The 14,651-nt window shown below is 55.6% G+C and carries 16 protein-coding genes and 1 pseudogene; 7 read left to right on the plus strand and 10 right to left on the minus strand.

What is annotated here, in order from left to right; all coding sequences use genetic code 11:
- Positions 1-82 precede the first annotated feature (82 nt).
- Both QUE75_RS06175 and QUE75_RS06180 read right to left on the minus strand, forming a co-directional pair.
- The gene (locus QUE75_RS06175) at positions 83-904 is read right to left on the minus strand and encodes a YciI family protein (protein ID WP_286254398.1); all 822 of its coding nucleotides are present in this window, start codon (positions 902-904) and stop codon (positions 83-85) included.
- Positions 905-1,047: 143 nt separating this feature from the next.
- Positions 1,048-2,355 carry a short-chain fatty acid transporter gene (locus QUE75_RS06180; RefSeq protein WP_106693749.1) on the minus strand — a complete coding sequence of 436 codons (1,308 nt, stop codon included), beginning with the start codon at positions 2,353-2,355 and terminating at the stop codon, positions 1,048-1,050.
- 199 nt (positions 2,356-2,554) lie between these two features.
- On the opposite strand from QUE75_RS06180, the gene QUE75_RS06185 reads away from it, so the two are divergent.
- Together QUE75_RS06185 and QUE75_RS06190 are read left to right on the plus strand one after the other, a co-directional pair.
- Positions 2,555-2,932 (plus strand): nuclear transport factor 2-like protein, encoded by a 378-nt coding sequence (locus QUE75_RS06185; protein ID WP_061333520.1) that lies wholly within the window; start codon positions 2,555-2,557, stop codon positions 2,930-2,932.
- A 110-nt stretch (positions 2,933-3,042) separates the two neighbouring features.
- Positions 3,043-4,392: a GGDEF domain-containing protein gene (locus QUE75_RS06190; protein ID WP_286254403.1), complete on the plus strand. Its 1,350-nt coding sequence runs from the start codon at positions 3,043-3,045 to the stop codon at positions 4,390-4,392.
- Positions 4,393-4,456: 64 nt separating this feature from the next.
- Here QUE75_RS06190 and QUE75_RS06195 read toward each other — a convergent pair whose 3' ends face one another.
- Complete coding sequence (locus tag QUE75_RS06195) at positions 4,457-5,221, minus strand: dioxygenase family protein (protein WP_286254405.1); 765 nt, start codon at positions 5,219-5,221, stop codon at positions 4,457-4,459.
- Between the two features lie 37 nt (positions 5,222-5,258).
- Complete coding sequence (locus QUE75_RS06200; protein WP_286254407.1) at positions 5,259-5,699, minus strand: DoxX family protein; 441 nt, start codon at positions 5,697-5,699, stop codon at positions 5,259-5,261.
- Positions 5,700-5,808: 109 nt separating this feature from the next.
- On the opposite strand from QUE75_RS06200, the gene QUE75_RS06205 reads away from it, so the two are divergent.
- A complete protein-coding gene (locus QUE75_RS06205) occupies positions 5,809-6,699 on the plus strand; it encodes a LysR family transcriptional regulator (RefSeq protein ID WP_286254409.1) in 891 nt (296 codons plus the stop codon).
- Positions 6,700-6,736: 37 nt separating this feature from the next.
- A complete protein-coding gene (locus QUE75_RS06210) occupies positions 6,737-8,014 on the plus strand; it encodes an MFS transporter (protein ID WP_286254411.1) in 1,278 nt (425 codons plus the stop codon).
- A gap of 149 nt (positions 8,015-8,163) precedes the next feature.
- Here the strand turns inward: QUE75_RS06210 and brnA are convergent, their stop codons facing one another.
- Positions 8,164-8,469: a type II toxin-antitoxin system BrnA family antitoxin gene (brnA, locus tag QUE75_RS06215; protein WP_286254413.1), complete on the minus strand. Its 306-nt coding sequence runs from the start codon at positions 8,467-8,469 to the stop codon at positions 8,164-8,166.
- Complete coding sequence (locus tag QUE75_RS06220) at positions 8,459-8,605, minus strand: BrnT family toxin (protein WP_286254415.1); 147 nt, start codon at positions 8,603-8,605, stop codon at positions 8,459-8,461. Before QUE75_RS06220 ends, brnA begins: the two co-directional genes overlap by 11 nt.
- A gap of 256 nt (positions 8,606-8,861) precedes the next feature.
- Between QUE75_RS06220 and QUE75_RS06225 the strand changes: the two genes are divergently transcribed.
- Positions 8,862-9,113, plus strand: a complete 252-nt coding sequence (locus QUE75_RS06225; protein ID WP_286254417.1) for a hypothetical protein — start codon at positions 8,862-8,864, stop codon at positions 9,111-9,113.
- Between the two features lie 436 nt (positions 9,114-9,549).
- Here the strand turns inward: QUE75_RS06225 and QUE75_RS06230 are convergent.
- The 4 genes and pseudogenes from QUE75_RS06230 to QUE75_RS06245 all read right to left on the minus strand — a co-directional run bounded on the left by QUE75_RS06230 (position 9,550) and on the right by QUE75_RS06245 (position 12,009).
- Positions 9,550-10,532, minus strand: a pseudogene (locus QUE75_RS06230) (transposase).
- A gap of 61 nt (positions 10,533-10,593) precedes the next feature.
- The gene (locus QUE75_RS06235) at positions 10,594-11,319 is read right to left on the minus strand and encodes a hypothetical protein (protein WP_286254418.1); all 726 of its coding nucleotides are present in this window, start codon (positions 11,317-11,319) and stop codon (positions 10,594-10,596) included.
- Between the two features lie 251 nt (positions 11,320-11,570).
- Positions 11,571-11,735 (minus strand): hypothetical protein, encoded by a 165-nt coding sequence (locus QUE75_RS06240; RefSeq protein WP_286254420.1) that lies wholly within the window; start codon positions 11,733-11,735, stop codon positions 11,571-11,573.
- Positions 11,736-11,826: 91 nt separating this feature from the next.
- Positions 11,827-12,009 (minus strand): hypothetical protein, encoded by a 183-nt coding sequence (locus tag QUE75_RS06245; protein ID WP_286254422.1) that lies wholly within the window; start codon positions 12,007-12,009, stop codon positions 11,827-11,829.
- Positions 12,010-12,241: 232 nt separating this feature from the next.
- Between QUE75_RS06245 and QUE75_RS06250 the strand changes: the two genes are divergently transcribed.
- Both QUE75_RS06250 and QUE75_RS06255 read left to right on the plus strand, forming a co-directional pair.
- A complete protein-coding gene (locus tag QUE75_RS06250; RefSeq protein WP_286254424.1) occupies positions 12,242-13,993 on the plus strand; it encodes a type VI secretion system PAAR protein in 1,752 nt (583 codons plus the stop codon).
- On the plus strand, positions 13,983-14,573 hold the full coding sequence (locus tag QUE75_RS06255) for a DUF2931 family protein (RefSeq protein ID WP_286254426.1): 591 nt from the start codon (positions 13,983-13,985) through the stop codon (positions 14,571-14,573). The genes QUE75_RS06250 and QUE75_RS06255 overlap by 11 nt, the downstream gene beginning before the upstream one ends.
- The last annotated feature ends 78 nt before the right edge of the window (positions 14,574-14,651 follow it).

The following is a 14,651-nucleotide window of genomic DNA, read 5'->3' on the forward strand; positions in this document are numbered from 1 at the left end:
AACACACCGGACTACAGGAGGTGTGGGACATTACCCCCACACCTCCTGCCGGGTAGCGCACTGGCCTGGCCGAACGCCGGGCCTACTGACACTGATCCAGTTCGGCACTGATCATCCACTGAACACCAAAGCGGTCCTTCACCATCCCAAACCGGTGCGCCCAGAACGTCTCTTCAAATGGCATGATTGTTGTGCCTCCCTCAGACAGCGCCTGGAAAACCTGCTCTGCCCGCTCCGTATCAGCGTAATCCAGGTGAACCTGGGCGCCCTGGGGTGCTTGATAGCAGTCGCCTGCCATGTCCGCCCCCATCAATCGGCGCCCCCTCAGGTTCAGGGAGGAGTGAACAATGCGGTCGTGCATCGCTTCGGGTACATCCGCCTTTGCCGGTGTTTCTCCATAGGTAATCATGGCTTCCAGATGACCGGCGGTTACCTCAGCATAGAATTCCATCGCCTCCCGGCAATTGCCGCCGAAGGCCACATGCACGTTCATTTCACGGGGCAAATTTCCCATGGAGCGGTGCTTCTCGAGGGCCGCGCCCGGCTCAAAGTCCTCCAGGGTGAAGTAACGGCGTAACTCCAGGGTCACGTTGCCGTCGGAATCTTCCCGGGGCCACTGCTTTGCCCAGGCGATGGCGTCTTCCAGGGAATCCGCCTCAAGCACGCTGTAGCCAGCGAGCAGTTCGTGGGTGTGCTCAAAGGGGCCGCGCACCACCGTTGGTTCACCATTACGGAACTGTATGCGGCATCCTTCGCGGGTTGGCCGCAAGCCATTGCCATCAACGAACACCCCGGCGTGTAGCATGCGTTCGTTGTAGTCAGCCATCGCCTGCAGGATCTCTTCGGTCGGCAATACGGCGTTCTCAGTGTCTGTATCGGCCTTGCGCATCAGCATGTATCTCATACCAGCTTTCTCCAGTGATTGTGGGTTGTCTTCACTGGTAAGTCGGGCGAGGCTGATGGAAATCGACAACCGGTTTTAAGGATATCGTCGGGAAAGTACCGGCTGTTGGCAAAGAGGCTCGCCAACAGCCGGCAGGGGGAGGGTTAAAGCCAGGTCAGGCCGATGCTGATGATGGCGCCGGTAATAAACAGCAGCATCAGACAATAGCCCATGATGTCTTTGGCTTTCAGCCCGGCAATCGCCAGCACGGGCAGGGCCCAGAAAGGTTGCAGCAGGTTGGTCCAGGCGTCACCCCAGGCTACCGCCATGGCAACCCTGGGGATATCAGCACCCAGTTCCTGGGCAGCTGGCAGCATGACCGGCGCCTGCACCGCCCATTGCCCACCACCAGACGGCACAAAGATGTTCACCAGGCCCGCGCTGATAAAGCTCCAGAAAGGCAGGCTTTGCGCGCTGGCGATGGAAACGAAGCCCGAGGAAATGCTGGCGGCCAGGCCGGATGCAGTCATAACCCCCATGATGCCTGCATAGAAGGGGAACTGAATCACGATGCCGGAACCACCTTTAACCGCCTCGTTCAGACTGGCCAGCAGGCGTTTGGGAGTCTGGTGTAGAATGATTGCCAGGAACAGGAACATGAAGTTGACGATGTTCAGGTTCAGGCCGCCACCGTTAATGAAATACTGGAAGATGAACGCGATGCCGCTGAAGCCAATCAGCCACGCCAGAATCCTGCTGTTTTCCAGGTGGTCCGCCGGGCGATTGATCACAACGGCAGTGTCTGGCTCGTCGTCCAGCACTTTCGGGTCTGCGTACACGCTGTCTCGTTCCTCGGGCAACATGAGCCGGTTAACCAGCGGCACCACGATAAACAGGGCCACCACGATGGCCAGGTTGAAAAACGCGAAAATGGTTTCGCTGGTACCGATAACGCCGATCACGTTTTCCGTGAAGTGTCCATCGGTGGCAATCACCAGCGGAATGGACCCCGCCAGCCCGCCGTGCCACACGATAAACCCGGAGTAGGCGCTGGCGATCAACAGCGGATAGTGCACCCGAATCTGCCGGGCCAGGGCTTTGGCAAACAGCGCCCCCACCACCAGGCCGAACCCCCAGTTGATCCAGCTGGCAATCAGGGCCACGAAGGTAACCAGCACAATCGCTTGCCCAGGCGTTCTTGCCAGGCCCGCAATCCGGTTGAGTATGCCACGCACCAGTGGTGTGCTGGCCAGCATAAACCCGGTAACCAGCACCAGCAGCATCTGCATGGAGAACGTCAGCAGGTTCCAGAAGCCATTACCCCACATCTCGATCACCGCCAACGGGCCATGGCCTTCAAAGACCATGGCGGCGATGAACGACAGTAGCGTGAGGATAATAACGAACAGGTAGGGGTCTGGCAGGTACTTCTCCACCAGACTGACAAAGGGCTTGGATGCTCTGTCTAACATGGTGTTCTCCTTTATTATTTTTGGGTCATCACAAGCTTAGCAATCAAACGGAAAAACGCATGCTCTAGGGATCATTCTTTTGTCGGATGTGCTCTTTACGCGCGCCAGATGAGTCGCTCAAATAGCACTGACATGTTGAGGCACTAATTTGGTAGATTCAGGTACTGAATCCTCTCTACTCTGAAAACGGAGTCTATTCATGCAGCCCAAAGACATCGTGGCGCAGTTCATTTCAGACATTCAGGCCCAGCGTTTTGATGAGGCAAAGGCCTTGCTGGTTGAAGAGGGGTTTGAATATGTGGGGCCGAACATGCGTTTCCTGCGGCCCGACGACATGCTGGCGTACCAATTCGGCATGGCGGCCATCCAGAAAGACCTGGTTATTCGCCAGCTCAGCGCTGACGGCGAACACGTTTACGCCATTCTGGACTACCAGACCCACTTCAAACCGATCGGAGACGTGCGGCTTGCGGTCTGGTTTCGTGTCCGGAATGACAAAATACACACGGTGGAAACCTTCTATAACGCCGCCGTGGTTGAAAACATGCTCGGGGGCAACCTGCCGTCCGCCAGTTGAAGGGCTGAGAATAGACGGGCTTTGTGTGTTTGCCCTTTGGCCGCTAAGTGGCTATCCGTTGCGCCCATTCCCGATTATGCTAGTGAAATATGCTTTCACATGTGAAGTAAATGGCTGCGCCTATGCCTGTCGATCTTGAAACCCTGTATCCCAAGCTGGTTAATCTGTTGCTGGATCCAGTATTCGTTGTGGATGAATTCGGGAACATTGTGTTTGTCAGCGACGCCTGCGAGGCACTACTGGGGTACACCGCCTCTGAAATGATCGGCACGTTGATTTTCGATTACCTTCATCCCGATGACCGTGAGCGCACCCGCGCAGAAGCCAAGCGCGTTATGCAGGGCCAGGCCCACACCAACTTTGAAAACCGATACCTCCATAAAGAGGGCCATGCGGTTCATATATTATGGTCTGCGCGCTGGTCAGAAGACGATCGATTGCGAATTGGCCTGGCCCGCAATGTGACGTCTCTGCGGCGCGCCAATCAAACCCGGGATGCGCTCTACCGAATATCGGAAGCCACACACGCTGCCGATAGCCTGCGTGGGATCTGCGACGGTGTGCGGCAGGTGATTACAGAGCTGTTTCCGCACAACGATCTGCACCTGGTATTCTATGATCCGGTGAAGGCGGTGTTGACCGTTCCGGACTGGTCAGCCGATGGCTCCAATGACTGGATTGAAGGCTCGATGCAACCCGGCACCGCGCTGGCCGAGGTGATCGGCTCCGGACAGGCCATACTGACCTCACGGGATCCCTATCAACCGGGTCTTGGGGCGATAACGATGGATGGATTGAACGCGCCTGGCCCCAAGAACTGGCTGGGTGTGCCTCTGATCTCAAACGAGTCGGTACTGGGCGCGCTGGTGATTGAGAGCCATTCAGAACACACCCATTACCGCGCTGAGGACCAGGAGCTGCTTCAGTTCGTTGCCGCCCAGGTTGCGACCGTTGTCGAGCGTAAGCGCGCGGAAGATCACCTGCGTTTTCTTGCGCACCACGACCCCCTGACTGGTTTGACTAACCGATCACTGTTTTACGATCGGCTGGAAACCGCACTGAAGTCAGCCAGCCGGCATAACAGCCACGTAGCCCTGTTGTATCTGGACCTCAACGATTTCAAACAGATCAACGACAACCTGGGCCATGAGGCAGGCGACCAGCTGCTGATCGAAACCGCGCGCCGGCTGGAACAGTGCACCCGCGAAACAGACACCGTAGCGCGCATGGGCGGTGACGAATTCACCGTGTTGTTGACCGACATCGGCGATCTTTCCGCTGCGGATGCTGCTGTTGGCAAAATCCGCGAGGTAATGGCCGCGCCCATGGTGCTGGGAGGCCAGAGGGTGCTGATTTCCCTCAGCGTGGGTGTTGCCTTGTACCCCGAAGACGGCCACACGGCGCGCAACCTGCTTGGGCGCGCCGATTCGAAAATGTACGAGCAGAAACGGGGACTCTGAACGGGTTTTAGTCGGCCCTTTTCAAGCCGACCGGGAATTTTCGGATGCAGTGTGGAGCCGCCCGTCAGAAAACAAACGAATCCATCGAAAGCACCCCGTGCTCAATGCCACCTTCAATAACCGTGGCCCGGGCATTGGAATCAGCAGCTCCAAGGGCAACCAGTAGTGGCAGGAAATGCTCAACCGTGGGGTGTGCGCGGCGGGCATGGGGAGCCAGGGTCAGGGCGTTTACCAGTCGCTCGTGATCGCCTGCAATCGCCGCTTCCCGAATCCAGTGGCTGAAGTCCCGGGCGTATTCGCTTGCCTGTTCGTCGCGCCAGCGGACCTCATACAGGTTGTGGGTCAGGCTGCCGGAGCCGACGATCAGAACACCCTCTTTTTGCAAAGGGGCTAGCGTCTGGCCCAGGCGCCAGGCAGAGTGGCTGTCGAGCCAATCCGGCAGGGATACCTGAAATACCGGCACGGACGCATCCGGGTAAAGATGCCGCAACGGCACCCAAGCCCCGTGGTCGAGGCCGCGTTGAGCGTCGGCGACTGGCTTCCAGCCCGCTTCCTCAAGGAGAGAAAGCGCCATTCTGGCAAAAGCCGGGTGGCCCGGAGCCGTGTACTCGAGCTCATAAAGCGCGGGTTCGAAACCGTTGAAGTCGTGGATGGTTGCCGGTGTTTCGGCAAGGCCTACCCGCACCTCGGGCGTCATCCAGTGGGGCGACACCACCAGCACGGCAGTCGGCCGTGGAAGTTGCTGCCCCAGCCGGGTGAGGGCCGGGCCTGCCAGGCCCGGCTCCAGTGCAAAGGTGGGGGCGCCGTGGGATACGAACAGACTGGTCATGGCGCGTTGCTCCTTTGGGTTGAGTTCGGTGTACTGTTTAGCGAGCGGCCACAAGCCGGTCAACCGATGCGCGCCCGGCACCGCTGAACATCAGCGAAACAGAAGCCGCCAGCAAGGCCAGTCCGAATTCGTAGCCATTGTTGCTCATAAACAGGCCGTTCTGGATGTGCACGCTGAAAATGGCAATCACCATGGCGAAGGCCAGAGCCGCGCTGGCAGGGCGAACCAGCAGGCCGATGATCAGCGCAAGACCGCCAAAGAACTCCGTACCGCCGGCCAGCAGGGCCATCAGGTAGCCCGGGCTTAAACCAATAGAATCCATCCATTGCCCGGTGCCTTCAAGGCCGTAGCCTCCGAACCAGCCGAACAGCTTCTGGGCACCGTGGGCGACGAAGATAATGCCTACCGGAATACGCAGGGCGAGGGCGCCCCAGCCAGCGTTGGTATCGAGCAGTTTGTTGATGAGTGCGTTGTTCATAATCGTGCTTCCTTCTGTGTGGTTGAGTATGGGGCTACTTTACGGGGATCTATTTTTGGGATAAACATACGTTTAATAGATTGACTGTTTCAAAAAGTGGAACAATAAAATGGATCGATTACTGGAAATGCAGACCTTCTGCGCCGTTGTGGAAGCCGGCAGTTTTGTCGCCGCCTCCGAGACCATGGGTATGTCCAAGGCTGCGGTGTCGCGGTACATCAACGAGCTGGAATCGCGCCTTACCGTGCGGCTGCTACACCGCACCACCCGGCGGTTGTCCCTGACAGCGGAAGGGGAGGTGTTTTACGTTCGTTGCCGGGAACTGCTGGCGGGGGTGGAAGAGGCCGAAGCAGAACTGACCTCGCGCACCAGCGTGGCCAAAGGGGTGCTGCGCGTCAACGCACCGGTGAGTTTCGGCATTCGACATCTGGCCCCGCTGTGGGGCGAGTTCCACGCCCGGTTTCCGGATGTGGAACTGAACATCGAGTTGTCTGATCGCATCGTGGATATCGTTGAAGAAGGCTTTGACCTGGCCATTCGTATTGCCAGCCTGCGAACCTCCACCCTGGTGAGCCGTCGGCTCACCAATACCCGGCTGATGGTGTGCGCTTCTCCGGAATACATCCGGGCGCACGGAGCCCCGGAAACACCTGAAGACCTGATGCCCCACAAGGTCATTGCCTACAGCAACCTGGCCAGCGGTAACGAATGGCAGTTTCAGGGGCCGGAGGGGCCGGTCAGCACGCGGGTGCGCCCGTGGATGTACGCCAACAACGGTGACACCTGTTGCGCCGCCGCGGTGGCTCACCAGGGGGTGGTGTACCAGCCGAGCTTCCTGTTGCGTGATGATCTGGACTCGGGCAGGCTGGTGGAGTTGCTGCCGGAATACTGCTCTACCGAGCTGGGGGTGTATGCGGTTTATCCCACCCGCAAGTTTGTTACGCCCAAGGTGAGGGCGCTGGTGGACTTCCTGGTGGCAACGTTGCCAGACGCTGTGTAGTGCCGCCGTAAATTTACAGTAGCCTGCCGGAGGTGACATGAAGTTTCCTTCAAGTACCTCGTTTGCTCTTCTGGGTGCCGCCCTGATTGCCATCAGCTTCGGGCTGGCCCGTTTCGCCTTCGGCTTGTTCGTGCCGCCGATCCGGGCAGAGCTGGAACTCTCGCCAGACATGATCGGCATCATCGGCGCGCTTCCCCTCATCAGTTTTATCCTGGCTACCCTGGTCGCGCCGCTGGCGGCTGATCGCTTGGGCGCCCGCAACACGGCAGTGCTATCTGGCGGCTTTGGTGCGGTGGGTCTGGTGTTAATCAGCCAGGCATCGGGCGTTTTGTCCCTGGGCGTGGGCGTAGTCGCTTGTGGTATCTGCACTGGCCTGATGATGCCGGCACTGACCGCCGCCATGCAGGCGCTGGTAAAACGCTCCCTGCATGGGCGCGTAAGCTCGGTGATGAACGCCGGTACCAGTGTGGGTGTGGTGGGCGCCGCGTCGGCCATTCTGTTACTGGCCGGGGCCTGGCGTTATGCCTATTTCTCCTTCGCGGTTTTGGCCATTATCGGGGTGTTGGCAACCTGGTATTTCATCCCCTCGGTTTCACGCGTCATGCCGGCGAACGCAGCGCCGCCGCCTGCCATTACTACCCTGCAGTGGGTGCGCCTGCTGCGGCTCTCATTGTTCGCCTTCGTGATGGGCTTTGTGTCTGCCGCGTACTGGATTTTTGCGCCGGACCTGGCGGTTACCGTGGGTGCCTTGCCATCGGGCTCCACCGGCTGGCTGTGGCTGGGGGTAGGCCTGGCTGGGCTGGGCGGTGCCGTGGTTGCAGACCTTGCCGATCGCAACAACCCACCCATCACCCAGGCCTTGATGCTGATGATGCTGTCTGCCAGCCTGGCCCTGCTGGCCGCCAGCCCCGGCAATATAGTGATTGCGGTGTTCTCCGCCCTGGTATTCGGCCTGGCCTACATGAGCCTGACCGGCCTGTACCTGATGACCGGCATCCGCCTGCTACCCGGCCGGTTGTCTGTGGGGCCGGTGCTGCCCTTTATATCGGTATCCCTTGGCCAGGCCGTCGGCTCGCCCATCGTGGGTATGTTGGTGAACGAGTTCAGTTATGCGGATGCGTTTGCCATGTTTGCCGCCATCGGCATACTGGCGGCACTGCTGTCGCCGCTTTACCCGCGCTCCCTTGAACCGAGCGCAGAAGAGCAGGGCGAGGACGAAACCGGCTTGCAGGCGGCTTATGACTATCAGTTGCAGACTGAGGAGGGGGAGCCGTATCGGGCCGTCAAAATCGAGGCCCCGAGTGGGGGTAACTAATCTGCCGCTCCTGGTTAAATCCCGTCCAAGGCAAGCTGAACCGCCTGTTCGGCATGTATTTCTGTGGTGTCATAGAGTTTGACGTTGGTATCCGAGCCCTGAATCAGCAGGCCAATCTCCGTGTGTAATCTTAGACAATTAACGCTCCGCTAATTTGCGCCGCCTGCGGTATCACCATTGAGCCGTTTGTTAGCAGATTCTGCCTGAAGACGCTCCACCAGCCACACCTTGATGATCGATTGACGGGTAACGCCTATGCGCGCGGCCTCACGATCCAAAGACTCGACAACCCAAGCCGGGAAATCGACGTTGATTCGCTTTTGTTCCTGATTAACGCGGCGAACAGAGGACAGGTCCAGGTCATCAATAACGCGGCGAACAGAGGACAGGTCCAGGTCATCAATAATGTCTTCCTGACCTTCCTCAAATTTTTTGTCGAAGTTTTTAGCTTTCATAGAGCTCAACCTCCGATTTTGCGCGGATCTCCAGCAGGTATGGATCTTTACACAGCCTCTGGGCAGCAACGAAATCAATACCGTGCTTATCCAGATTGGCCTGGCTTTTTGCTTCGTCGAATTCAAATTCATCCATGATGACGAGGGGCTGAAAATGAAATCACCTTGGGAGTACCGGGCGGAACTGGCATCAAACGAATGAGGAGGTGTCCGGGTTAGCGGAGGCAACTACAAGGCGAATATATTTAGTCGAAGCTATCCGATAGCTTATATATAAAGCATGTTGATTTATAAACGACTCCTTAAGCAGCTTCTCAGCAGCGGAAGGATGACTTTGTCGATGGAGTATTATATACTTAAGATATCTAAAAATTTTGCTTAGGATGGTTGTGATGAGTTTTTTAAAAAAGGCATTGGATATTATCGGAAATGCAGGTAAGTCTTATGTGGGTAATATGGAGAGAGTCTCTGATCTTACTAAAAATTCAGAAAAGAAATATAAGCGTTTAGATGATAAAGAATTATTTGAAATATATAGCTCTAAGGGTTTTTTTTCTAAGACGCACGCAGAGCGAATGGTTGCATATAAAGAGCTTAAGGGTAGAGGTTATTCTGATCTCGAGATAAAGTCTTACGATGTTTGATTTTTATCATTAAAATTTTCTCTTGGAAAGCGCGGTTAAGGCACAGATTCTTATATATTTTAGTCGGTTCAGTTTAAATGAATATCGGCCAGTCACCCGTAATGAGTTATCTAAAGCTGGCCGATATTTTAACCGTTATCATGTTGATGACAGTTTTTATCTTTCCTCGACACTTATAACTTTCTTTACTGTATCGCTGCGGGATAGCTCTCCGGCAGCCTCAGACACAGCTTCGCTCCTATCTTCTGCGTACACGATCTTTGTGACGCGATCCTGATTGCCGCTGGCGCTCTCAACCCAAAGAGCAACAGTATATTCCGGCATAAAATACCTCCTTATTGTGAGTGGCGTAGCCAAAATTAGGCTACCTCATGAGTTTGCTGTTTGCAATCGAAAGTATCGAAGTGTAGCCGCCCCCGCTAAACCGGACACCTCCTCATTCGTTTGATGCCAGTTCCGCCCGGTACTCCCAAGGTGATTTCATTTTCAGCCCCTTGCACGGGTGGCTGCGATTATAGTCTTCGATCCATTCCGGCAACCTGGCCATCGCCGTGGCGGCATCTGGGAGATCGCTCAGTAACACATAGTCGCGCTAAAACGTCTTCAGGAAGGCCTCCGCCGATCACAGCAGTCGAGGCTAAAGACCACGCGAACGACCTCCTTTTACCAGAAGCGGATCTCAAGGCCATCCGAGTACCAGCGAAGGTCCGGCTTTAAAATGATGATCTGGCCGTTATGGCAGCGCTCCTGGGGCCGTCCCGTATGCCGGGGTAACAACAGCCCATCCTGCTTCATCAGTCGGTACATGCGCTTGTGGTTTACTCGCTCATCATTTGCTGCGAGCAACCGATTCAGTCGAGCCGTGTTCGTTCGATAGCCGTTGGCAGCAGGGGCCTCACAGAGCTCATGGATAAACGGTAAATGCCGGTTGGAGTCTGTCATCGTCCTGTTTGCTGTATCTCGGGCTTCGGCCTTTCTGGCGACCATGAAGACGATCCAATAGATCGGAGCGCGATACTTTCGGCACTTCCGCAACCCACTTCAGAGGGTATCGTTCGGTGGCAGCAACGGCGTGCGCGAGATCAACTTTTTTGACTGAGCCACCTCCAGGGCTTCCCGGAGTATTTCAGCTTCAATCGTCTTGCGGCCCAACATCTGCTCCAGCTCCCGAACCTTCTTGTTAAAGGCCTTCACCTCGGATGCACTGACAACCTCATCACCGGATTCAATCGCGGACATGCGACCGTCTTTCATCAGCTTCTTCCAACGGAACAACAGACTTGCTGACATACCATGGCGTCGGGCTACAAGCGATACCGACATGCCTGGCCGCTCACATTCAGCAACCATGAACGCCTTCTCCTGCGCGGAATAACGGCGACGGCGCTGCACTCCCGTTATGACTTCGATTCTCTCCACCTTGGACACTCCTTTGCACTAGGTCTATGCCTAGGCCTTTGCTTCTACCAAGGTGTCCGATTTAAATGAGGGCTATTACAGTAGAGTCGATCGGCATGCGCCAGGAGCGATACAGACTTTTCTGACCATGCGTTCCCCGCAATTCCAGTAGCCAGTAATAACATGGCAGGTCATTAACGGGCAGTCCTGAAGGCACATCAAAACTGAATAGCGCAACACGCTCCCTGCCTTCAGGCTTGACCCGAATCTGCTGCTTTATGCTCCAGTATTCGGCGTCACGCGACGAATTATTATTACTAACGATTGCGTCCTTCTTATAACAAACCAGCTTCACCTCCACTGGCTGGTTTCCCCGCAGAGGCTTCAGAAAACGTATGCTTCCTGAAGCGTTGCCACCAACCTCAGGTTCCGTGTCCAGTTTTAGCAACGTGGCTCCGTACTTGAGCAGCTTCCGTGTGGTGTTCAGTCGAGAGGAAAGCATGCAAATGCCGAAAAACGGACCGCACAACAAAATAGGATGGAAATAGTTGCCCAGCGTTACCGCGTAGACAGTCAGTGGCAACAGCAGAAAAAACAACCCGATAAGATACTGTATCTTAGATCCTGTTGCCTGCGCACTGCGTGTCCAACGGCCAACTCCCGGATATCCCAGCTCCTCACGGGACTTTGGTTTCAGGCCGGGGATCGGAATGCTTTTTTTGTATGACACACTAAAGCCCAGAGCAGGGCTTCGCTGACTTACGGAAATTGTTTGCAGACTTTTATCGCGACAGTCTGTTCCTGACATAAATACGATTCTTCCCTGAAGTACACCGATCGCAGAGGTTGCCACAGCCAAACCGTGCTTTCTCTGTTTCAGCTAACAAATATGAGCATCAGTAAACGTATCGGTTTTAGACCTCTTGTTTTCAGGGGAAGGCTCCGTGTCTTCGTCTCGGTCTGACGCTATCAACACGGGTAGCTTTGGAGTGGAGACGAAGCCGCAATGGAAAAGACACCGCTGCTCCCCATTTGGTAAGGAAGTCCCTCTTCCAGGTCTCAACTGGAGATGGGTATATTGATCCGCTTGTCTTTCTTAAACGTGCCTTCCGCTACTTTCGTCAAGTACTCCCGACGATCGGCATCCAGATCTGACTCGAACTCTCCGGATTCGTAAGTCTCCAGCAGTTCTTGCTCTTCGGGATCTAAGTTGGTCTTAGCCATGCTACCTCCCTAGAAATTTCTTGGTGCTCTTGCGACTGGGGATGACCGTCTTGAGAAAAATTTCGCTATCATTTTCAACGTACGGTATCAGCTAGGCGTAATCGTCAACCTGAACCACAAGCAGGCGTTGATTCGGATACTTGTCCCTGCTGGGCTGAGGTCCATCATCAAGTAAACCACCAGACTGCAGAGCAAACAGGACAGCTTCGAAGGAAACTCTGCGCTCGCTCATCAACTGCTGGTTCTTTTCAGCATCCCAGTTAACGCGCTTCATAGGACGAGACTAGCAGAGTGCGCACCTATTGGGATCCCGGCATGAGTTTCTGCGCCATCTGTGAAGCGGGGAAAGCGTAGAGGCTTACTTGAAATCGAGCAATGCTGATACACTTCCACCGCATATGGAGCACATGCAACTCTGAAGAGGGTAGGCATAGGGGCAGAGCTGCCCATCAAGGAGAGTTCGGGATCGTTTCCCGGGCATCAAGGAAGAAGCAAGGAGCAAAGCCATGAGCGGCAAGAAAGTTGTGCTGTTGGGGGATCTAGGTACCGACCATGAGGGTTTTCCGCCCACCCCGGTAATCAATGGTTCCCCGGATGTATTCATCGACGGCAAGCCCGTCGCGCGGGTAGGTGACCAACTTGCCCCGCACTCCAAACCCAAGCATTCCCCTCATCCGCGTACTATCGCTTCCGGTTCAAGCACGGTTTTCATTAACGGGTTACCCGTTGCCACAACCGGTGGTGCGATTTCCTGTGGTGGAGTCACCATTGGCAGCAGTAGCGTGGTGGTTGGCGATACCCATGCGCCATTGCCATTCTCTGGTGTTTCGGGGGCAAATTCTCACTCTGCGCCTTTGGGCTCAGAATCCAGTACAGCAGAAACACACACAAACGGCATGCAGGCCTCTTCCGGGGCGCAGCTGCGCAGTAGCACCTCCAGCCACGCAGGTGGAAGAGGTGGCTCAGCCGCAACTCCTTCTCAGGCCACCAAGGATATTGATGAGTCTGGCAAACCCCTTCGCCTGGGGGTGTTTTTTGATGGCACTGGCAACCATCAAGGCAATGACCAGATTCTGGCGAACCGCGATGTGACGAATGTGGCGAAGCTGTATAACTTATACCGTGACGATGGCGTTGGTAGTGGCCATCGGGCGATTTATATTAAAGGCCCTGGGACTATCGACGGCAAGCACACTCCGGATGGCTTTGAGGCCTCGGAGGACCTCATGGGCCTGGGTTTGGGCATTGGGCCCGAAGGGGGCCATGACAGGATAGAGATTGCGATTACAAGGATGCGAGATGAAATCCATGCTGGGGATTACAACGAAGTGGTCTTCGATGTATTCGGCTTCAGCCGTGGCGCAGCCCTGGCCCGGCATTTTGTCAATCTGATCAATGGACAACCGGAAACGGTCCTGCTGCCCCAGTTTAAGGGTGCCTCTTTGTTCTCCCCAATGGTTGGCGTTACACCCGTACCCGCTTTCCCGTCTGGTGTGAAGGTACGGGTCAATTTTGTTGGCCTGTTTGACACTGTGGGTAGTTTTTACCTACCCGGAGACAACGCCAACCTGGACTTTAACCTGAACCTTTCGCCCAGCAGTGCCGAACGGGTGGTGCACCTTACGGCCCATCATGAGATCCGCAAGAATTTCCCATTGAGCAGTATTATGGGCGCCAACGGTAGTGGGCCATCACACTTTACGGAAATAGCCGTACCGGGTGCCCATTCCGATGTGGGCGGCGGTTATGAAAATCCGGACAAGGGCTTCGAAAATATTGAGAAGATCGTTCTGGGCATCCACTCGGGTCTTGCGGACGGCGGCCATACTCAGCGCACAGCGATTCCACAGCTTGAGGCGAAGTACGCGCGCCCAGGCCGGACGGTGGTGGCGGTGCCCCAGCCAAACGGTGATATCCACGTACAGGAGCGCAGGCGTACCCGTAAGGAATTGGCTATCTATAATCTGCATCGGATGTACGAGCTCGCGTTGCAGAGCGACGTGCCACTCAGGCAGATGAATACCAACAGCGAGGACTTCCAAATCCCTCAAGACTTGCAGGCCGCGCTGCACAGTTGGCATAAAAGTGGGGGATCACTTGATGCGTCAAGGGATTACCTGGGGGGATATATCCACACCTCTGACAGCATCTACCGGCTTGGTTTGGAGCCGGAACCCTCTGGTAATCGGACAGTGTTTTTCAACCGGCCAACTAAGGCCATAACCCCGCTCAGCAAAGGAGTTGCTCATGCGCAATAACATCACGGCAAGGGTGGCCTTTTCATTTCTATTGCTGATCTTGGTAACCGCTTGCTCCTCGGAACCTCGCGAGTACGACTTCGCCGTGTCTGTGGCGGGAGGGCCTGAAGGGTGGCCTGTTTGGGTAAAGCAAGTTGAGTTCGATGGAGCGTGGACTGTTGGCGCTGGCTCCTTGGGTGGAGGCTTTGACCAAAGGCCTCCTGGCGGGAAGGTGTCAATTATCTACCCCAAAAAGGCGCCTCGTTCCGTATATGCGCAATGGTTTTCCTACCGGACTCAGACGTTCTATGAAGTTACCTTCTCGCTACCCGAGGATCTTGATGACAAGTTGCGTAAGTGGTATCGGGACTACCCGCTTGATGACTACAACCATACTCTGATTGTTGGGTTTTCGGGTAAGGGAGAAGCGCTTGCTTGGTGGAAAGCTTTCTGCTCTACCTGCAACTATGATCGCAGCCACGATTTCCACACGCCGCTGATCGAAAACGTCCAAGCCGAAGTGGTTGAAGGGGATCCAAGCGGCTACCGATTGCAAACTCAGGAGTTGATTGATGAAGGAAGTATGCCGTCTCCCTGGTAGCCATTCCATGGACAAGAGGACGGGAGTGGCGCGTGCGTAAGGGCCCGGCTCTTGGAGTTAATTTCATCATCCTGCTAG

Source organism: Marinobacter shengliensis, from assembly GCF_030297115.1.
Lineage (GTDB): Bacteria > Pseudomonadota > Gammaproteobacteria > Pseudomonadales > Oleiphilaceae > Marinobacter > Marinobacter shengliensis.